The sequence below is a fragment of the Citrobacter sp. KTE151 genome, from assembly GCF_000398845.1.
Classification (GTDB): Bacteria; Pseudomonadota; Gammaproteobacteria; order Enterobacterales; family Enterobacteriaceae; genus Citrobacter; species Citrobacter braakii.
The window spans coordinates 567,639-585,949 of sequence record NZ_KB976064.1 but is presented as its reverse complement, the minus strand read 5'-3'; the positions used below and the strand labels follow the sequence as shown (position 1 = coordinate 585,949).

Here is an 18,311-nt window from a genome sequence, read left to right as displayed (position 1 = left end):
TCACATACGCATAATCATATGTAAAGGAATCTAAAATGCTTTTGGCAGGGAGTATTTTTATACTGACGCTGGTCCTGGTCATCTGGCAGCCCAGAGGTCTCAGCATTGGCTGGAGCGCAAGTATCGGAGCCTTACTGGCACTGGGGACGGGGGTCATCCACATTGATGATATTCCCGTAGTCTGGAATATCGTCTGGAACGCAACAGCGGCATTCATCGCGGTGATTATCATCAGCCTGCTGCTTGATGAGTCCGGTTTCTTTGAATGGGCCGCGCTGCATGTCTCCCGCTGGGGTAACGGGCGTGGTCGCCTGCTGTTTACCTGGATAATACTGCTTGGCGCTGCTGTTGCTGCGCTGTTTGCTAACGACGGTGCTGCACTGATACTGACGCCGATTGTGATTGCGATGCTGCTCGCCCTGGGGTTCAGCCAGGCGACGACGCTGGCCTTTGTCATGGCTGCAGGGTTTATCGCAGATACTGCCAGCCTGCCGCTGATTGTCTCTAACCTGGTCAATATTGTCTCGGCGGATTTCTTCGGCCTGGGCTTTACACAGTATGCCTCCGTGATGGTCCCTGTGAACCTGGCGGCCATAGCTGCCACGCTGGTCATGCTCCATCTCTTCTTCCGCCGCGATATCCCGGCCAGTTATGACGTTTCACTGCTCAAGATGCCTGCCAGTGCGATTAAAGATCCGGCGACGTTCAGGGCGGGCTGGATTGTTCTGCTGTTCCTGCTGGTCGGTTTCTTTCTTCTGGAGCCGCTGGGGATCCCTGTAAGCGCGATAGCAGCAGTTGGGGCTGCGGTGCTGTTCGTGGTAGCCAAGCGTGGCCACGCCATTAATACCGGGAAAGTGCTGCGCGGGGCGCCCTGGCAGATCGTGATTTTCTCGCTGGGTATGTATATGGTCGTCTACGGCCTGCGTAATGCAGGACTCACCGAGTATCTTTCTGCTGTACTCAATATGCTGGCAGACAAAGGTTTATGGGCTGCCACGTTCGGTACCGGCTTCCTGACTGCCTTCTTGTCGTCTGTGATGAACAATATGCCGACGGTGCTGATTGGTGCATTGTCCATTGACGGGAGTGCTGCGACCGGCGTCGTCAAAGAGGCGATGATTTATGCCAATGTGATTGGCTGCGATTTAGGGCCTAAAATCACCCCGATAGGCAGTCTGGCAACTCTGCTGTGGCTTCATGTGTTGGCACAGAAAAATATGACCATCACCTGGGGATATTACTTCCGCACCGGCATTATCATGACTCTGCCCGTGCTGTTCGTCACTCTGGCCGCGCTGGCGTGGCGGCTCTCTGTCACTTTGTAATGAGATACTGATATGAGCAACATTACCATCTATCACAACCCGGCCTGTGGCACCTCACGTAACACGCTGGAGATGATCCGTAACAGCGGTAACGAACCAACTATTATTTATTATCTCGATACGCCCCCGACTCGTGATGAACTGACCAAACTGATTTCAGATATGGGCATTTCAGTACGCGCATTGCTGCGGAAGAACGTTGAACCTTATGAGCAGCTGGGTCTTGATGAAGATAAGTTTTCTGATGAGCAGTTGATCGATTTTATGATTCAGCATCCGATCCTGATTAATCGGCCGATTGTAGTGACGCCGCTTGGCACGCGTCTTTGTCGTCCCTCAGAAATTGTGTTGGATATTTTACCTGAAGCTCAGAAAGGCTCTTTTACCAAAGAGGATGGCGAAAAGGTCATTGACGAAACGGGGAAACGGGTTAAGTAATCTTTCCGCTTAATATTATCGGGAGTCTGTTTACTTCATAGCGGGGGCTGCTCTTGGCTGATAATCCTCGTTTACGACTGGAGAAGCTTATTTGCGGGGGTATCAAAACAGGTTCATTAGCCAGCCCACTTGCCAGAAGAGGCATTTGCCTCACTCCGAATGCGTTTCGTTTATCAATTATTGAAATAAATATATACATAATAGTTTTTGATTAGCAGAACTTACCGATGCAGGTCAGTTGAGGCAATTTCATTTCCCTTAGGGTAAGAGTCAAAAACTATCATGAAACAAGAGCTTGTATTGACAGATGAAGACTTACTTGCCAGAGGTAACGATCGTTACGTCTTTCAGCATCCACAGGATAGTAACCTGCTGATCAAAATCGTTATTTCAGATATTGCGAACTATAAAAGCAAGTTACGGGAAGTCTTCCGGGACCTCAAAGAATGCAAGCCTGGTCATCAAACAGACTCTCTTTATATGCAAAAGATCGAAGGTCTTGTTGAAACAAATAAAGGTCTAGGGCAGATCACTGTGAAGGAGTGCGATGAGCATGGCAACATTGCTCAAACTCTTTATCAGCTTGCTCTGAAAAAAGAACTCGATGACAGCAAAATGCAGAAGTTGAATGCTTTTTTAGCATGGTTTGTCAGCACCAAAGTCATTATTAACTCCTTGCATTGTAAAAACATTGTTTATGCCTGGGATAGCGAGCGTCAGGATTATCGCTTCAAAGTCATTGATGGTTTTGGTGACAAAACGTTTTTTCAACTCAGTAAGCTTTCGCAATCAGTTCGCGATAAGAATAAAATCAAATGTCTCAAGCGGATGCTTAACGATTTGAACGGTCTGCAACAAGCTTAACCACGCAGGTTAAAAATAATCGAATCACCAGTTTTCTGTTGCCGGACTTCCGATCCCGCATACCTGATTAACAAAGGTGTTTACACAGAAGCGAGTTACATATTAACTTCTTGAAAATATCCTGAACTGCTCGGCGTTCGTGCTGTGTGGGGTCAAATCCTACACCGGGTACCATGGGAAAGAATAGAACAATCAAAGCAATAAGCAGTGTCGCGAAACCACCTACCGGTGGTTTTTTTGTGCCGGCTTTTGACGAACCATAGATATTTTGCGTCAAGTAAGCCTGCCAGATACGTTAAGCCGCCCGCTACACACTCCCCATTGCCAATCATTCTATCGACGAATCGGTGCATTAAACATAAACCTTCCACGGGCTGGGTTGTTGATAAAGCCATCCCGGGCGGGATTATAGTTGTGGTCCTGAAAACCATTCATCATGATGGGATCGCCTATGCCATCCTGAATCGCCAAATGTCTGTGGATTCGGTTACGTGTCCTGAATGTGAAAGCGAAATCATCCGTCCCGCCAATGATGATGACGCCATTTCCTGCAAGAAGTGCCGCGCTTAACTCTTGCTCTCTTGCGGCCTGGTTTTGTAACGCGCTGGCTGCGGCAGACGATGACGCCAGCAGCAATACGAGGACGGCGCATGAAAATACCGATGGCAGTTTCATGATTAATACCCATTAAAAGTATGGTTATTAAAGTATAGTCTTATGTTGTCATCTCATCTGAATAGAAAATGAACAATTTAAGCCTGTTGCCTGTACGGAGTCTGAGGGGGCGGGAGAAGAGTGGCGCACAATAAGAACTATAATAAAAACAGTCGACAGCTGATGACTCCAGTTTACAGATAGTACCGATACAGGGGGCGGTTATGCGCGTCTCATTTTCTCCGCGAATTGCGTTCACCGCTACGACATCTGGCTGGATAATAATCACGGACTCCCTGCCAAAGTGATCAGCTATGCGCCAGATGGGCAGCGATTAGAAACTGTTCTTCTGGATGCTATGGTTATCAACACCCGTTTCCCCGTCAATTTTTTCACGCCTTGAGGGAGCCTGCACTATGGCTGACTATCAGTTTTCCACAGTCTGGCGGGTTGAGGCTTCAATTCAGGAGGTATGGGATGTTTTTTCCCATCCGGATAGCTGGCCTGAATGGTGGGGAAGTCTGGAACGTATCGTTGAGATAAGGAAAGGGGATTTACGGGGTATTGGGGCGTTGCATCGTTATACCTGGAAAGGGGCGCTTCCTTATCGCTTAACCTTTGATATCAATGTGTTGAAAATACGGCCTTACACATTGCTTGAAGGACAAGCCAGCGGCGCGGTGGAAGGGCGAGGGGTATGGTCTTTTACTGCCAATGGTACAGCGACTATTGTCAGATATGACTGGAATGTGCGTACCACGATCCGCTGGATGAATTATCTCGCCCCGCTGGCAGCACCTGTATTTCGCTGGAATCACAATACGGTCATGTGCGAGGGGGCAAGAGGGTTAGCCCGCAAACTGGCAACGACTGTGTATATAGTCTGAACGTATCTCCGCTGCTGTACTTTTTTGGCTGTAAATGGCTTAATAGCGACCTTGCAGTTTCTCACTTCATTCACAGTTAACAGGTCTGTTATTGATGAATAATCTCCATCGACTCGCCTTTTTATGCCAGCCTCTGTCTGCTGTGATGATCGCTTACGGTTTCCCCTTTAGCCGTAGCTCAACTCTTACAACCTGGACAGACAGCAATGCAACGTCGTCAGTTTCTCAAAAATAGCGTTCTCCTTTCCGCCGCCGGATTAGTCGGCCCTGCAGTCATTAGCCAGACGGTACGTGCCGCTGAGCCATCCGTTGCGCCAATAGCTCGTCGACGCTTTGTCTTATCTCAAACGTATAAACTTAATCCTCCTAAGGGATCGAGCGGCGTGGTGAAACTGTGGATCCCGCTACCGGTGGATACCGCGTTTCAACAAATGACGGCGCTTGCCTTTAGCGGAAACTATAAGCTGGCGTACGTCACCACCAATAATACCTATGGCGCGAAAACGCTGTTTGCCACCTGGGCTGACTCGCAGGGTGAATTGTTGGTTAACGTTGATATCGACATTGAAACCGCCGACTGGGAACCGCTGAAGCAGGACGCGCTGAAAAACTGGCAGGCACCTGAGCAGATTATTTATCCGCTGGATGTAAAACCGTATCTGTTGCCGACGGCACATACCCCAGTTGATGGACTGGTCCTGGAAACCGCGCGTAAAATCACCGGTAATGAGCAGGATCCGCTAAAAAAAGCGCGCCTGATTTACGAATGGGTCAGCAGCCATATGGAGCGTGACAACGACGTTATTGGCTGCGGCACGGGGGATGTGGCGGAGATATTAAAAAGCGGTAAGCTCAAAGGAAAATGCACCGACATGAGCTCCGTTTTTGTTGCTCTGGCGCGGGCCAGCGGTATTCCGGCGCGCGAACTGTTTGGCATCCGTCTGGGCAAGGCCAATAAGCTCGAACGTTACTCGAAAAGTGCTTTTGGCACAGCCGACAGTGCAGGCGTTGCCAATGTGAGCGGCGGACAACACTGCCGCGCTGAGTTCTATCTGGCAGGTTACGGTTGGTTACCGTGCGATCCTGCTGACGTGACCAAAATGCGTCTGGCAGAGAAAAAAACGCATCAGGATGCCGATGTCCAGGCGGTTAACGCTTACCTGTTTGGTAACTGGGAAATGAACTGGGTTGGATTCAACTACGGACGTGATTTCGAGTTGTATCCGGCAACGGAGCAGGGGGCCATGAATAACTTTGGTTATCCTTACGCTGAAGTCGATGGTGACCCGATCAATTTTTATGATCCTAAAGCGTTCTCCTACAGCTATGTCGCCACAGAACAACGCTAAAGGTGCGGGGCTTACCCTGTTGACGGCTGCTGCGGCCGCCGTCACCGCTGGCTTATGCTGTGTTGGACCGCTACTTTACCTGCTGTTTGGTATTTCGGCGGCGAGCTTCGCCGTTTTCACCCGGTTTGAGTTTTTGCGAACTCCTCTGGTACTGCTGTCCCTGGGATTATTACTGCGTGTCTTCTGGCGGCTCTATTTTTCCAAACGGTTGTGGTGCTCCGGGTGGTTAACTCTGAAGCAAGCGCGCGTTCTCTACTGGTGCGCGCTGGCATTGATTTTGCCGGTGCTATTTTACCCAACGCTTGTTGCCTGGTTTTATGAGGTGTTTGAATGAAGATCTTCGCGTTAGTTGCATGCTTGCTGTTGCCGCTGTGGGCTCAGGCGGCCAATCAAAAAGTGGTGCTGGATATACAAAATATGACCTGCTCGTTATGCGTTATTTCGGTCAATCAGGCGCTACGTGAAACTGACGGCGTGATTAAAGCAAAATCCTCTCTCAAAACCCGGCAGGCAGAAGCCATCGTGCCAGAAGGTTTCCCAACCGATACTCTACTTAACGCAGTAGCGAAAACGGGCTATACCGCAACGCTCAACCGTATTGAACAACAGTAAACCACCTGCGGGTGGTTTTATTGTGTTTTCCCGGTATGATGCCCGGCGGCTTAGTGTTCTCTTTTGTGCGTTAACTACCGGAATTCCCCTCTTTTCCTGTTAACCTGAACAGGCGGCTGCTGTAAGCCGCAAATGCCCATTTATATCTGTTATCCCTCCAGCCATGTAGGATGATCACAGGCAAGATTTTTTGACTAAGGAAAAGCGTTATGAAAACGGGACCATTAAACGAGAGCGAACTGGAATGGCTGGATGATGTACTGACTAAGTACAATACAGATAAGGCTATTCTGGATGTGTCAGAACTGGATGGTTTACTGACGGCGGTACTGAGTTCACCGTATGAAATTGAACCGGAGCAGTGGCTGGTCGCTATTTGGGGCGGCGCGCAGTATGTTCCTCGCTGGTCCTCCGAAAAAGAAATGACGCGTTTCATGAACCTGGCGTTTCAACATATGGCGGATACGGCCGATCGCCTGGATGAATATCCTGAGCAGTTTGAGCCGCTGTTTGGTTTGCGTGAAATTGACGAGCATGAACTGACCATCGTTGAAGAGTGGTGTTTTGGTTATATGCGCGGCGTCGCGCTGTCGGACTGGTCCGCGTTACCAGACTCGTTAAAACCGGCGCTCGAGGCTATTGCGCTGCACGGTACGGAAGAAAACTTTGCGGTCGTTGAGAAAATGACGCCAGAAGCGTTCGAAGAGAGCGTGGATGCCATCCGCCTGGCGGCGCTGGATCTGCATGCTTACTGGATGGCGCATCCTCAGGAAACGCCGATTAAAGTACCGGTCAAAGTGGATGCCAAGGTAGGGCGCAATGACCCTTGTCCGTGCGGTAGCGGTAAAAAATATAAGCAGTGTTGTTTGCATTAAGAAAAAGGGGCGTTAAGCCCCTTTTGTTTTAACCCACTTCCGGTAGTAATCCTGCTGCAATAGAAAACTGTACGGCTATCACCACAATGCCGCACAAAAATACCAGCGCCAGCGCCGGAGCACCCCCCGCCACGCGGTAGTTAGCCTGTGGATTCTGTTTTCTGCTCTGCCATGCCAGCATCGAGGGAATGAGCAACGCCAGCACCGCCAGGGCAACGCCCGCATACCCCAGGGCCATGACGAAACCTCGCGGATAGAACAGCGCGAATGCCAGCGGCGGCAGGAAGGTCACCACGCCGGTTTGCATTCTTCCTGCTACGGTATTGCGGCGCTGGAAGAGGTCGGCCAGGTAGTCAAATAATCCCAATGCGACGCCGAGGAAAGAGGTTGCCAGCGCAAGGTCGGCAAACAGATGCACCGCCAGTTCGACGTGCGGCGAAGCCACGACTTCACGTAATGCTTGTAATAAACCGTTTAAACCAGCGTGGTTGGCTAACAGCCCCATGAACGTTGAGGAGTTAATACTGCCAAGCGTGGCCAGTTGCCAGAAGATATAGGCGACCAGCGGAATGGCGCTACCGGTGATAAACACCCAACGCAGTTTACGGATGTTACCGTTCATATAGCTGACGATACTGGGGACGCTGCCGTGAAAACCGAACGAAGTGAAGATAACCGGGATTGCAGAAAGTGCCAGCCCCTGCTGAAGTGGCAACGTAAGCAGGTTTACTTTATGGATATGCGGCATTAACAGGGCCAGCATCACCACCAGGAAGATTATCTTGGCACTGAACAACAGACGGTTGAACAGATCGACCAAAGATGTGCCAACGCAAACCACGCCACCGGCAACAAAGGTGAACAGCAGTACGCCTGTTGTCGGAGAGAGCGTTGTCCCGGTCCAGTCGCTGATGCTGGAAGCCAGCAACTCACCAGCGCCACTGATATACGCCGCCGTCAGCGCGTACATTAAAAACATCATACTAAAGCCCGTTACCCATTGTCCGTAACGACCAAGATAACGTTTTGCCAGCGTACCCAACCCTGTGTCTGCCGGTACGTGTTGATACACTTCAAGCAGCAACAGCGCGGTGTAGCACATTAGCGCCCAAAGACTCACTAACAATACCAGCGTGACGCTAAACCCCACGCCTGCCGCGGCCAGCGGCATTGCCAACATACCGGCACCAATCGTGGTTCCCGCCACGATAAAAATACTACCCAGGGTTCTGTTTTTCACGCTTTCCTCTGTCCCAGAGATAATCAACGGTTATATCTGCGGCGCAGGTTAAGGCAAAACGCTATTTTCGTCAAATCACCGTTACAATGAATGTACATTAATCTTTACGATGTTTGGCGCGTTAAGATGTATCACAAATGATATTTATCTGCGGGTAAACCTGCGTTAGCGCAAAGCAAGGTCGTGCCGTTCACATTAGGCTACGGACTTTATTGAGGAGGTAGTATGGAATCTATTCACGGTCACGAAGTGCTCAACATGATGATTGAATCTGGCGAGCAGTATTCAAATGCCAGCCTTGAAGCGGCGATTACGGCACGGTTTGGCGAGCAGGCTCGTTTTCACACCTGTTCTGCGGCGGATATGTCGGCAGCCGAGCTGGTGGCGTTTTTAGCGGCGAAGGGAAAGTTTATTGCAAAAGAAGACGGCTTCTCTACGCACGAAAGCAAGATCTGCCGTCACTGATTTTAGCGGGTAATGATGGCGGGTTGCCTTCATTACCCCACAACATTAATTCTGTGTATCAAGCGTAGCCAGTTCTTTATCGATGAAATAAAGACCTTCGCCACTTTTCCCTGCCAGCGATAACTTATCAATGACAGATTTAAATAATTTCTCTTCTTCATGCTGCTCGGCAACATACCATTGCAGGAAATTAAACGTCGGATAATCCTGGTGGGTCATTGCCGCGTGTGCCAGCTCATTAATTTTCTGGGTGATCAACTGCTCGTGTTCGTAAGTAACACGGAACAGTTCGTCCAGAGACGCATATTCAGCAAAGGGGGAAGGGACGGTGTTAATACACGGCAAGCTGCCGGTATCGGTCAGGTAGTCAAACAGACGCTGCATATGCGTCATCTCTTCCTGGGCGTGACGGCGCAGGAACGCGGCGGCGCCTTCAAAGCTGTGATAGCTGCACCACGCGCTCATTTGTTGGTAGAGCAGAGATGAATATAATTCAAGGTTCATTTGCTCATTCAGTTGGTCGATCATTTCTGTTTTCAGCATGGCTGTGCTCCACAAACGTTATTATATATTAGCGTGGCGTCACTATAATTTGTTATTTAATTATTTGCAAAAGGTAAAATAATAAATTTATTTATTAAAAATGCGAATGGGAATAAAACGCATTAACGCTATTAAGCGGAGAATATAAATAATGAAAAGGCAGAAGACCAGCAATAATGTGCTGGTCGAAAATATTAATAATTGAAGGCAGGCGACTGGGATACCGCAACGCCGTGACACTGCCAGGCGAGCGTGATTTTGGTATTTAAGCACAGAGAACCGGCATATACGCTACAGGTTGATACCGGCTGACCAAACGCCATTGCGTTGGCATAACCCAGGCGCTGACACTCTTTGGTGGCTGTACCTTGGGTCACGTAATCATCGGTACGCGCCGTTTGTAGCATGGCCTGGTTGTAGGTCAGGCGAACGACGCCGGTGATGGCACTGGCTTCGCTGACCTGCGCCTGTTTAGTAATAGTGCATCCTGTCAGCACGAGCGGCAAAAGGGCAAGGATAAAGGTCTTCATATGATCGCTCTGAAAGTTCGGAGATAGGCTATCATGGCATATGTGGTGGCGCATCAATGGCTTGAATAGCCTGAAGATCACCTGCGATTAATCGCAACGACGTCATTTTATTGAGGCTATTCTGAGCTGTCTCAGGAAAAATGTGAGCACCTCATTATTTTATAAAACAAAATTTCATTAAATTTGAAAGTGAGTTTGCAAAATAGTAATGTGGCCTGAATGTTATGACTTTCAGCGGGCCTCCGCAGCGCATTCAGGAGATTACAGAATGAAAATTGCATTGATGATGGAAAACAGCCAGGCAAGCAAAAATGCCATCATTCATAACGAGCTTAAAGCCGTTGCGGATGAGAAAGGTTTTCCAGTGTATAACGTCGGGATGAGCGACGAAAATGACCATCATCTGACCTACATCCATTTAGGGATTATGGCCAGCATCCTGCTCAATTCCAAAGCCGTGGATTTTGTGGTTACGGGTTGCGGTACGGGTCAGGGGGCAATGATGTCACTGAATATACATCCGGGCGTGGTGTGCGGTTACTGTCTCGATCCGGCAGACGCATTCTTGTTCTCTCAGATCAACAACGGGAATGCGCTTTCTCTGGCATTCGCCAAAGGTTTTGGCTGGGGTGCTGAGCTGAATGTGCGCTATATGTTTGAAAAAGCATTCACTGGTCGTAACGGCGAAGGGTATCCACCAGAGCGTAAAGAGCCGCAGGTGCGTAACGCGGGGATCCTGAACCAGGTGAAAGCGGCGGTGGTAAAAGAAAACTATCTGGACACTCTGCGCGCTATCGATCCTGAACTGGTAAAAACCGCCGTATCTGGTCCGCGCTTCCAGCAGTGCTTCTTTGAAAACTGCCAGGACAAAGCGATCGAAGCGTTTGTACGCGAGATAGTTGGCTAAATCCTGTTGGCCCGGCGGTGTTCGCCTGCCGGGCTATTTGTTCTTGTTAGAAACCGCGCTTCCAGCATCATGGGCAAGCCGCAGCGTATCAACCATACCTACCAGACAAATAATCGCAATAGCGACAAAGGCCAGCCGGAAACTGATCCCCGGAATATTGCCTAGCGCCAGCCATTCACTCACCTCATCACCGATACGGATCCCGATAGCGGCCAACGAAATGCCCAGGCCTACCGCTAATTGTGTTGCCGTACTGAACAGCGTATTGGCGTAGCTCATTTGTGGTCCGGGGACGTCCGCAAAGGCAAGCGTGCTGATACCGGTAAACTGAATTGAGCGGAACACGCCGCCCAGATACAACACCAACAAAATAACCCACACCGGGGTCTGCGGCGTAATTAATGCACAGGCCAACAGCGCCAGGACGTTTAACGCACCGTTGATTAACAGCAGTTTCTTAAAGCCCAGCCAGCGTATCAACGGCGTGGTGGCAGGTTTTATCGTCAGATTGCCCACAAACACCGCCAGAACCAGCGAACCCGCGTGAAAAGCGTTCATGCCAAAACCTACCTGGAACATTAGCGGCAGCAGAAATGGCACAGCGCTGATAGAGGCTCGAAATAGCGACCCGCCGTACAGGGTGACGCGAAAAGTAGGGACGCTCATGGCATCAAGACGAATCATCGGCCAGGTAGTGCGACGAAAATGATGCAGGGCAAACAGAAAGGTCGCGGTTCCTAGCGCCAGCAGCCCGGCGGTTAGCCAGCCCTGCGGCTGCTGGGTTCCCAGTAACTCCATGGCATACACCAGGCTAACCATCGCAACAGAGGTCGCGATAAAACCCGCTATATCAAATGGACGGCGCTCGTCGTCATGAATATCCGGGATGAAACGTAGCGCCAGCGCGATCGCCAAAACTCCCAGCGGTACGTTAATAAAGAAGATCCAACGCCAGTTAGCATAGCTGGTAATGAATCCTCCAAGCGGTGGTCCGATGATAGGCGCGACTAACGCGGGCCAGGTCAGGGTCGCTATGGCGGTGATCAACTGATGTTTAGGCGTGGTGCGCAGTACCGCGAGACGGCCAACAGGAACCATTAGCGCGCCACCCACACCCTGTAAAATTCGCATTGCTACAAAGCTCTCAAGGCTTTCGGACAAACCGCATAAAACCGAAGCGAGAGTAAAAATCGCCAGCGCCAGGGTAAACACTTTTCGGGCGCCGAAGCGATCCGCAATCCAGCCGCTGGCGGGGATAAGCACCGCGAGGGTGATCAAGTAGGCGCTGATACCAATGTTCAGGTCTACCGCCTGTACGCCAAAGCTTTTGGCCATGTCGGGTAGGGCTGTGGCAATCACCGTGCCGTCAATAAATTCCATAAAGAAAGCCCCGGCAACAAGTAATGCTGCCGGGGAAAGACCGCGTTGGTTCTCAACCGCTAACTGTTCACTCATGTTGTGCTTGCCATCTCAAAAGAAACTGACTGGACCTTTTTTATTTTCAGCGCATTTGTAATGTGTGCGCGGCTATCGTTTCGATCGCTGAATAGGTACTATGACGACCTTTCTATAAGGAGCTCACTATGTCCCAAACATTGAATGCCGATCAGGAACTGCTCTCGGACGTTGTTGCCTGTCAGCTGGTTATCAAGCAAATTCTGGATGTTCTTGATGTTATTGCCCCGGTAGAAGTTCGGGAAAAAATGTCCAGCCAACTGAAAAACATCGATTTTTCCAGCCATCCTGCAGGGGCCGATCCGGTCACTATGCGCGCAATACAAAAAGCGGTTGCCTTGATCGAGTTGAAATTCACGCCGCAGAACGAATCCCACTAAAATAAACCGTTGTTTCAGGTTTTAGAAAGGTTTTTTTGCGCCTCGCAGAATGGGAGGCGCGTGCCAGGGAAAATCAGAGGTTGACCGGATAAGGTGCGCAGCATCGCTATCCGGCATTAACGCGATGAAAACTGAAGATTAGTGATGCTGGTAGTTAACGACGTTGAGCAAGTGCTTATCGGTTTGCGCCATGCACAACCCCGCGCGTTTGGCGCTGCGGACTTCATCAAGAATCGTCTGTAACAGCACGCCATCCTGCTGCTGCTCTTTTTCCAGATCGTGAAGAAAATCAATGGTTGGCGCATCGTTTAATGCTTCAGCTTCATTGGTTAAACGCGAGAGCTTGCTCGAGCGCTGTTGATATTCATCCAACGTTTTCTGAAACAATTCTTCAAGGGAACTCAGTTCATCACCCGGCACATCCATGGCCTTGACGATGGGATTAGCCCCGGCACTTTTCATAAAATTGAACATACGCATCATTTGAGTCACGTTACCTTGCGCCTGCGTGCGTAGAAACGTGGCTGTACCTGTCAGGCTATGCTCGTAGCACCATTCGCTGAGATGCAGGTAAAGATTCGAGGCGTAGAACTCGAGATTCATTTGTGTATTGAGTTTATGAACAATTCCAACTGCAGCCATATCAATATCCTTATTTCCAGAAAGGGGGATGTACGTTACTCACGCCAGTACAGCGGGCTGCCGCTGCACTTCACCTCTACGTACAATTAAAACTGTTAGCAGAATAAATCCGTTCCGCCGGTCCTTTAGTGATCACGAATTATATTCGCTCCGATCGAGATTCAGCATAACGCTTGCCCTGGTATAAGAAAATCCTTAAATCTGCGTATTTATGTTTTTTTACATATTGTCATAACAATATTCATGCTACTGCTGTTTTGGCATATAGATGACATGAATGTAAGGGGTTGAAATTTCTGTCATTAAATGGTTTTCATGATAATGAAATGGTGTTTCATATCACAAAATTAAATTCCACAATAAGGTATTGTCTGGCATCTGATGATTATCTGTCCAAGTAGAATGGCAATTTCACGATTGGGATGGATTAGTACAAATTATCTGATGGCTAATTTTTTGCGCCAGATCAGTTTTAATCAAATTGAGAAATTTAACAGTCTGCACTGGTCGTCATTAATTGTTTCGTTTATGTGGATTAAGCAAGGAGTTACATATGAAGAAGGTTGCGGTGCTGCTGGCACCCGCTTTTGAAGAGGCGGAGGCGATTGTTACCCTTGATATTCTGCGTCGCCTGAATATCGAAGTCGAAACCCTGGCCTGCGCAGAGTCACGTGCGGTGGTGAGTTATCATGACGTACCGATGGTGATGGATAGCACGCTGGCCGCGCGCCAGACATATCTCTACGATGCCGTCGTATTGCCAGGCGGGCCGCAGGGCAGCGTTAATCTTGCCGCCAGTGATGCGGTCATCCAGTTTGTATCTCGTCATGATCAGGCAGGAAAGCTCATTTGCCCGGTATGTTCTGCGGCCGCGCGCGTGTTGGGCGGCAACGGTCTGCTGAAGGGGCGTCGCTATGTTTGCTCAGGAGATCTGTGGCAAAACGTCACGGACGGGGAATATATCGATGCGCCGGTTGTTGAAGATGGCAATCTGATTAGCGGCAAAGGATTAGGGCATATTTTCGATTTTGCGTTGACGCTTGCGGCGCGCCTGCTGGGAGATGACATTCCGGTTCGCGATCACGCTGACCACATTTATTACCGATGGTAATCATGTTCCCGAATGCTTCGGTATTCGGGAACAAGGATTCGTTGGCTGATGTTATGGATTAATCTGCTATCCCTCTTTTTTCCCGTCGACAAAACCGCGTTTTTTTATGTCATTTCCCGCTGAATTTATGTACGCAATTACTGTAATTCTGTGGTGTGATGCCGCTCTCTTATGGAGAATCAATTTCCCGCTAAAACTACTCTCAGCACTGGCATTGATCTTATCACTAAAAGGTAATGCCTTGTTTTACGTCCGAATTACAAAAAATCGTCTGATTTTACCCTACATAAAAGAACGTTAAAGCTGGAGTTAACCATGCACAAATTCACTAAAGCGCTGGCTGCCATCGGTCTGGCTGCCATTATGTCACAATCCGCTATCGCTGAATCCATGAAGCTCGGTTTCCTGGTCAAACAACCGGAAGAACCGTGGTTCCAGACTGAATGGAAATTTGCCGATAAAGCCGGTAAAGACCTTGGCTTTGAGGTGATTAAAATTGCCGTCCCGGATGGTGAGAAGACCCTTAACGCCATCGACAGCCTGGCTGCAAGTGGCGCAAAAGGGTTTGTGATTTGTACGCCGGATCCCAAACTCGGGCCTGCCATTATGGCCAAGGCGCGTGGCTACGATATGAAAGTCATTGCCGTCGACGACCAGTTTGCTAACGCCAAAGGTAAGCCGATGGATACCGTGCCGCTGGTGATGATGGCTGCAACCAAAATTGGTGAGCGCCAGGGCCAGGAGCTGTATAAGGAGATGCAAAAGCGCGGTTGGGATGTGAAATCCACAGCCGTAATGGCCATTACCGCGAATGAACTCGATACCGCGCGTCGCCGTACATCGGGTTCAATGGAAGCGCTTAAAGCCGCAGGCTTCCCGGAAAAACAGATCTACCAGGTCCCCACAAAATCGAATGACATCCCCGGGGCATTCGATGCCGCTAACTCCATGCTGGTTCAGCACCCTGAAGTCAAACACTGGCTGATTGTCGGCATGAACGACAACACCGTGCTGGGCGGCGTACGTGCGACCGAAGGGCAAGGCTTCAAAGCGCCGAATGTGATTGGTATCGGCATCAACGGCGTTGATGCCGTGAGCGAACTCTCCAAAGGCGAAGCGACCGGGTTCTACGGTTCACTCCTGCCAAGCCCGGACGTTCACGGCTACAAATCAAGTGAGATGCTCTACAACTGGGTAACGAAAGGTGCAGAGCCACCGGCGTTTACTGAAGTGACGGATGTGGTGCTGATTACCCGCGATAACTTTAAAGAAGAACTGGCGAAGAAAGGCTTAGGCGGTAAATAACACAAATGCCGGATGCGACGCCAACGCGTCTTATCCGGCCTACGAATTGCGTACTCAGTAGGCCGGATAAGGCAAAGCCGCTATCCGGCATAAAGATCTGACTCACGGAGACGTTATGCAACAGTCTACCCCGTATCTCTCATTTCGCGGCATTAGCAAAACGTTCCCCGGCGTTAAAGCGCTCACGGATATCAGTTTCGACTGCTATGCCGGTCAGGTGCATGCGCTGATGGGCGAAAATGGCGCCGGGAAATCAACACTATTAAAAATTCTCAGCGGCAACTATGCGCCAACGACGGGATCTTTGGCGATCCGTGGACAAGAGGTTTCGTTTGCGGACACCAATGCCGCGCTGAACGCCGGTGTTGCCATTATTTACCAGGAGCTGCATCTCGTCCCGGAAATGACCGTTGCCGAGAATATTTATTTAGGGCAGATGCCGCACAAAGGCGGGATTGTGAACCGCTCGCTGCTGAACTATGAAGCGGGGCTTCAGCTCAAGCATCTGGGCATGGATATCGATCCCGATACGCCGTTGAAATACCTCTCCATTGGTCAATGGCAGATGGTGGAGATTGCGAAAGCGCTGGCGCGCAACGCCAAAATTATCGCGTTTGATGAACCCACCAGCTCCCTTTCAGCGCGCGAGATTGAGAATCTGTTTCGCGTCATCCGTGAGCTACGCAACGAAGGGCGCATCATCCTGTACGTTTCGCACCGTATGGAGGAGATCTTTGCCCTTAGCGATGCCATCACCGTGTTTAAAGATGGTCATTACGTCAAAACGTTCACGGATATGCAGCAGGTCGATCACGACGCGCTGGTGCAGGCGATGGTCGGGCGCGACCTCGGTGATATTTATGGCTGGAAATCCAGACCTTATGGTGCAGAGCGCCTGCGTTTGCATGAAGTCAAAGCCCCAGGCGTGCGTACCCCGATCAGTTTATCAGTGCGCAGTGGTGAAATTGTCGGATTGTTTGGACTGGTGGGCGCCGGACGTAGCGAATTAATGAAAGGTCTGTTTGGCGGCACGCGTATCACGGCAGGCCAGGTGTTTATCGATGAACAGCCTATTGATATCCGTAAACCGAGCCACGCCATTGAAGCGGGGATGATGCTGTGCCCAGAAGATCGCAAGGCTGAAGGGATCATTCCGGTCCATTCGGTGCGTAACAACATCAACATCAGTGCCCGTCGTAAACATGTTCTGGGCGGATGCGTGATCAACAACGGCTGGGAAGAGACCAATGCTGATCACCATATTCGCTCACTCAATATTAAAACGCCGGGCGCGGAGCAACTGATTATGAACCTCTCCGGCGGTAATCAACAGAAGGCTATTCTCGGCCGTTGGTTATCGGAAGAGATGAAAGTGATTTTGCTGGACGAACCTACACGCGGTATTGATGTGGGCGCCAAGCATGAAATTTATAACGTGATTTATGCCCTCGCGGCGCGCGGCGTGGCCGTGCTGTTTGCTTCCAGCGATCTGCCAGAAGTGCTCGGTGTCGCCGACCGTATCGTGGTGATGAGAGAAGGCGAAATTGCCGGTGAGTTACTTCATGAACAGGCGGATGAGCGCCAGGCGTTAAGCCTTGCTATGCCAAAAGTTAGCCAGGCTGTAGCCTGAATAAGGAGAGAATGATGTCTTCCGTTTCAACATCGGGTTCAGGTGCTGCAAAGTCGGCGCTAAATCTTGGGCGCATTTGGGATCAATACGGGATGCTGGTCGTGTTCGCCGCGCTGTTCCTGGTTTGTTCCCTCTTTGTGCCTAACTTTGCCACTTTCATCAACATGAAGGGGCTGGGGCTGGCGGTATCGATGTCGGGTATGGTCGCGTGTGGGATGCTGTTTTGCCTGGCATCCGGTGACTTCGACCTGTCTGTTGCCTCCGTGATTGCCTGCGCCGGGGTCACTACAGCCGTGGTCATTAATATGACCGAAAGCCTGTGGATTGGCGTGGCTGCCGGGCTACTGCTCGGTATTCTATGTGGTCTGGTGAATGGGTTCGTGATTGCGCGGCTGAAAATTAACGCCCTAATCACGACCCTTGCGACGATGCAGATTGTGCGTGGTCTGGCCTACATTATTTCCGACGGTAAGGCGGTAGGGATTGAAGACGAGCGCTTCTTCACTCTCGGCTACGCCAACTGGTTTGGTCTGCCGGCACCTATCTGGATCACGGTCGTCTGTTTCATCGTTTTTGGCTTACTGCTCAATAAAACCACGTTTGGTCGTAACACGCTGGCCATTGGGGGGAATGAAGAGGCGGCACGTCTGGCTGGGGTTCCGGTCGTTCGTACCAAAATTATTATCTTTATTCTGTCCGGGCTGGTATCCGCCATCGCCGGGATTATCCTCGCATCTCGTATGACCAGCGGCCAGCCAATGACCTCAATCGGCTATGAGCTGATCGTGATTTCCGCGTGCGTGTTAGGGGGCGTTTCGCTTAAAGGCGGCATCGGAAAAATCTCATATGTGGTAGCCGGGGTGTTGATTCTGGGAACGGTTGAGAATGCAATGAACCTGCTGAACATCTCTCCGTTCGCACAGTATGTCGTACGTGGTCTGATCCTGCTGGCGGCGGTGATCTTCGACCGTTACAAGCAAAAAGCGAAGCGTACTGTTTGATGATTTTAACCCCAACTTTTTAGTCTAGCTTTAGCTCATCGCCAGCCGCTACCCGGCTGGCGATTGTTTTTCCAAATGGCGAGCATGGTCACACTGTC

General features: G+C 50.2%; 21 protein-coding genes. 15 read left to right on the top strand and 6 right to left on the bottom strand.

Annotated features, from left to right (window positions below; genetic code table 11):
• Positions 1-35 precede the first annotated feature (35 nt).
• The 3 genes from WC7_RS11930 to WC7_RS11940 all read left to right on the top strand — a co-directional run bounded on the left by WC7_RS11930 (position 36) and on the right by WC7_RS11940 (position 2,627).
• Positions 36-1,325, top strand: coding sequence for an arsenic transporter (locus WC7_RS11930; protein ID WP_016153467.1), 1,290 nt, complete (start codon positions 36-38; stop codon positions 1,323-1,325).
• A gap of 12 nt (positions 1,326-1,337) precedes the next feature.
• Complete coding sequence (arsC, locus tag WC7_RS11935) at positions 1,338-1,763, top strand: glutaredoxin-dependent arsenate reductase (RefSeq protein ID WP_016153466.1); 426 nt, start codon at positions 1,338-1,340, stop codon at positions 1,761-1,763.
• Between the two features lie 282 nt (positions 1,764-2,045).
• Positions 2,046-2,627: a YrbL family protein gene (locus WC7_RS11940; protein WP_016153465.1), complete on the top strand. Its 582-nt coding sequence runs from the start codon at positions 2,046-2,048 to the stop codon at positions 2,625-2,627.
• Positions 2,628-2,960: 333 nt separating this feature from the next.
• Here WC7_RS11940 and WC7_RS11945 read toward each other — a convergent pair whose 3' ends face one another.
• Complete coding sequence (locus WC7_RS11945) at positions 2,961-3,302, bottom strand: hypothetical protein (protein ID WP_016153464.1); 342 nt, start codon at positions 3,300-3,302, stop codon at positions 2,961-2,963.
• A 395-nt stretch (positions 3,303-3,697) separates the two neighbouring features.
• Between WC7_RS11945 and WC7_RS11950 the strand changes: the two genes are divergently transcribed.
• The 5 genes from WC7_RS11950 to WC7_RS11970 all read left to right on the top strand — a co-directional run bounded on the left by WC7_RS11950 (position 3,698) and on the right by WC7_RS11970 (position 7,004).
• Positions 3,698-4,168, top strand: coding sequence for an SRPBCC family protein (locus WC7_RS11950; protein WP_016153463.1), 471 nt, complete (start codon positions 3,698-3,700; stop codon positions 4,166-4,168).
• Between the two features lie 206 nt (positions 4,169-4,374).
• The gene (locus WC7_RS11955; RefSeq protein ID WP_016153462.1) at positions 4,375-5,517 is read left to right on the top strand and encodes a transglutaminase-like domain-containing protein; all 1,143 of its coding nucleotides are present in this window, start codon (positions 4,375-4,377) and stop codon (positions 5,515-5,517) included.
• Positions 5,495-5,851, top strand: a complete 357-nt coding sequence (locus WC7_RS11960) for a mercuric transporter MerT family protein (protein WP_016153461.1) — start codon at positions 5,495-5,497, stop codon at positions 5,849-5,851. Before WC7_RS11955 ends, WC7_RS11960 begins: the two co-directional genes overlap by 23 nt.
• Entirely contained in the window at positions 5,848-6,129 is a 282-nt protein-coding gene (locus WC7_RS11965) for a heavy-metal-associated domain-containing protein (RefSeq protein ID WP_016153460.1), read from the top strand. The genes WC7_RS11960 and WC7_RS11965 overlap by 4 nt, the downstream gene beginning before the upstream one ends.
• 209 nt (positions 6,130-6,338) lie before the next feature.
• Positions 6,339-7,004: a YecA/YgfB family protein gene (locus tag WC7_RS11970; protein WP_016153459.1), complete on the top strand. Its 666-nt coding sequence runs from the start codon at positions 6,339-6,341 to the stop codon at positions 7,002-7,004.
• A 28-nt stretch (positions 7,005-7,032) separates the two neighbouring features.
• On the opposite strand, the gene tyrP is transcribed toward WC7_RS11970, so the two are convergent.
• The gene (tyrP, locus tag WC7_RS11975; protein ID WP_016153458.1) at positions 7,033-8,244 is read right to left on the bottom strand and encodes a tyrosine transporter TyrP; all 1,212 of its coding nucleotides are present in this window, start codon (positions 8,242-8,244) and stop codon (positions 7,033-7,035) included.
• A gap of 225 nt (positions 8,245-8,469) precedes the next feature.
• On the opposite strand from tyrP, the gene WC7_RS11980 reads away from it, so the two are divergent.
• A complete protein-coding gene (locus tag WC7_RS11980) occupies positions 8,470-8,709 on the top strand; it encodes a YecH family metal-binding protein (RefSeq protein ID WP_016153457.1) in 240 nt (79 codons plus the stop codon).
• A gap of 45 nt (positions 8,710-8,754) precedes the next feature.
• On the opposite strand, the gene ftnA is transcribed toward WC7_RS11980, so the two are convergent.
• Together ftnA and WC7_RS11990 are read right to left on the bottom strand one after the other, a co-directional pair.
• Positions 8,755-9,252, bottom strand: a complete 498-nt coding sequence (ftnA, locus tag WC7_RS11985) for a non-heme ferritin (protein ID WP_016153456.1) — start codon at positions 9,250-9,252, stop codon at positions 8,755-8,757.
• A 194-nt stretch (positions 9,253-9,446) separates the two neighbouring features.
• Positions 9,447-9,782 (bottom strand): YecR-like family lipoprotein, encoded by a 336-nt coding sequence (locus WC7_RS11990; protein WP_016153455.1) that lies wholly within the window; start codon positions 9,780-9,782, stop codon positions 9,447-9,449.
• 268 nt (positions 9,783-10,050) lie between these two features.
• Here WC7_RS11990 and WC7_RS11995 point away from each other — a divergent pair, with 268 nt between their 5' ends.
• On the top strand, positions 10,051-10,689 hold the full coding sequence (locus WC7_RS11995) for an RpiB/LacA/LacB family sugar-phosphate isomerase (protein ID WP_016153454.1): 639 nt from the start codon (positions 10,051-10,053) through the stop codon (positions 10,687-10,689).
• Between the two features lie 33 nt (positions 10,690-10,722).
• Here WC7_RS11995 and WC7_RS12000 read toward each other — a convergent pair whose 3' ends face one another.
• Positions 10,723-12,144, bottom strand: coding sequence for an MFS transporter (locus WC7_RS12000; RefSeq protein ID WP_016153453.1), 1,422 nt, complete (start codon positions 12,142-12,144; stop codon positions 10,723-10,725).
• A 128-nt stretch (positions 12,145-12,272) separates the two neighbouring features.
• Here WC7_RS12000 and WC7_RS12005 point away from each other — a divergent pair, with 128 nt between their 5' ends.
• Positions 12,273-12,524, top strand: a complete 252-nt coding sequence (locus WC7_RS12005; protein WP_016153452.1) for a DUF2766 family protein — start codon at positions 12,273-12,275, stop codon at positions 12,522-12,524.
• 138 nt (positions 12,525-12,662) lie between these two features.
• On the opposite strand, the gene WC7_RS12010 is transcribed toward WC7_RS12005, so the two are convergent.
• Positions 12,663-13,166 (bottom strand): non-heme ferritin-like protein, encoded by a 504-nt coding sequence (locus tag WC7_RS12010; RefSeq protein ID WP_016153451.1) that lies wholly within the window; start codon positions 13,164-13,166, stop codon positions 12,663-12,665.
• Between the two features lie 553 nt (positions 13,167-13,719).
• Between WC7_RS12010 and WC7_RS12015 the strand changes: the two genes are divergently transcribed.
• From WC7_RS12015 to araH, 4 genes are all read left to right on the top strand, one after another.
• Positions 13,720-14,277 (top strand): DJ-1/PfpI family protein, encoded by a 558-nt coding sequence (locus tag WC7_RS12015; RefSeq protein WP_016153450.1) that lies wholly within the window; start codon positions 13,720-13,722, stop codon positions 14,275-14,277.
• A 315-nt stretch (positions 14,278-14,592) separates the two neighbouring features.
• Positions 14,593-15,582 carry an arabinose ABC transporter substrate-binding protein gene (locus WC7_RS12020; RefSeq protein ID WP_003034602.1) on the top strand — a complete coding sequence of 330 codons (990 nt, stop codon included), beginning with the start codon at positions 14,593-14,595 and terminating at the stop codon, positions 15,580-15,582.
• A 115-nt stretch (positions 15,583-15,697) separates the two neighbouring features.
• Positions 15,698-17,212 carry an arabinose ABC transporter ATP-binding protein AraG gene (araG, locus tag WC7_RS12025; RefSeq protein WP_016153449.1) on the top strand — a complete coding sequence of 505 codons (1,515 nt, stop codon included), beginning with the start codon at positions 15,698-15,700 and terminating at the stop codon, positions 17,210-17,212.
• 14 nt (positions 17,213-17,226) lie between these two features.
• Entirely contained in the window at positions 17,227-18,213 is a 987-nt protein-coding gene (gene araH / locus WC7_RS12030; RefSeq protein WP_016153448.1) for an L-arabinose ABC transporter permease AraH, read from the top strand.
• Positions 18,214-18,311: the final 98 nt, after the last annotated feature.

Excerpts from the sequence above, each read along its gene's own strand:
- araH (WP_016153448.1), top strand. The coding sequence starts at position 17,227 with ATGTCTTCCGTTTCAACATCGGGTTCAGGTGCTGCAAAGTCGGCGCTA.
- WC7_RS12010 (WP_016153451.1), bottom strand. The coding sequence starts at position 13,166 with ATGGCTGCAGTTGGAATTGTTCATAAACTCAATACACAAATGAATCTC.
- WC7_RS11955 (WP_016153462.1), top strand. The coding sequence starts at position 4,375 with ATGCAACGTCGTCAGTTTCTCAAAAATAGCGTTCTCCTTTCCGCCGCC.
- WC7_RS11965 (WP_016153460.1), top strand. The coding sequence starts at position 5,848 with ATGAAGATCTTCGCGTTAGTTGCATGCTTGCTGTTGCCGCTGTGGGCT.
- araG (WP_016153449.1), top strand. The coding sequence starts at position 15,698 with ATGCAACAGTCTACCCCGTATCTCTCATTTCGCGGCATTAGCAAAACG.
- WC7_RS11970 (WP_016153459.1), top strand. The coding sequence starts at position 6,339 with ATGAAAACGGGACCATTAAACGAGAGCGAACTGGAATGGCTGGATGAT.
- WC7_RS11980 (WP_016153457.1), top strand. The coding sequence starts at position 8,470 with ATGGAATCTATTCACGGTCACGAAGTGCTCAACATGATGATTGAATCT.
- WC7_RS11945 (WP_016153464.1), bottom strand. The coding sequence starts at position 3,302 with ATGAAACTGCCATCGGTATTTTCATGCGCCGTCCTCGTATTGCTGCTG.
- WC7_RS11940 (WP_016153465.1), top strand. The coding sequence starts at position 2,046 with ATGAAACAAGAGCTTGTATTGACAGATGAAGACTTACTTGCCAGAGGT.
- WC7_RS11960 (WP_016153461.1), top strand. The coding sequence starts at position 5,495 with ATGTCGCCACAGAACAACGCTAAAGGTGCGGGGCTTACCCTGTTGACG.
- arsC (WP_016153466.1), top strand. The coding sequence starts at position 1,338 with ATGAGCAACATTACCATCTATCACAACCCGGCCTGTGGCACCTCACGT.
- WC7_RS12020 (WP_003034602.1), top strand. The coding sequence starts at position 14,593 with ATGCACAAATTCACTAAAGCGCTGGCTGCCATCGGTCTGGCTGCCATT.
- WC7_RS12005 (WP_016153452.1), top strand. The coding sequence starts at position 12,273 with ATGTCCCAAACATTGAATGCCGATCAGGAACTGCTCTCGGACGTTGTT.
- WC7_RS11930 (WP_016153467.1), top strand. The coding sequence starts at position 36 with ATGCTTTTGGCAGGGAGTATTTTTATACTGACGCTGGTCCTGGTCATC.
- WC7_RS11950 (WP_016153463.1), top strand. The coding sequence starts at position 3,698 with ATGGCTGACTATCAGTTTTCCACAGTCTGGCGGGTTGAGGCTTCAATT.
- WC7_RS11995 (WP_016153454.1), top strand. The coding sequence starts at position 10,051 with ATGAAAATTGCATTGATGATGGAAAACAGCCAGGCAAGCAAAAATGCC.
- ftnA (WP_016153456.1), bottom strand. The coding sequence starts at position 9,252 with ATGCTGAAAACAGAAATGATCGACCAACTGAATGAGCAAATGAACCTT.
- WC7_RS12015 (WP_016153450.1), top strand. The coding sequence starts at position 13,720 with ATGAAGAAGGTTGCGGTGCTGCTGGCACCCGCTTTTGAAGAGGCGGAG.
- WC7_RS11990 (WP_016153455.1), bottom strand. The coding sequence starts at position 9,782 with ATGAAGACCTTTATCCTTGCCCTTTTGCCGCTCGTGCTGACAGGATGC.
- WC7_RS12000 (WP_016153453.1), bottom strand. The coding sequence starts at position 12,144 with ATGAGTGAACAGTTAGCGGTTGAGAACCAACGCGGTCTTTCCCCGGCA.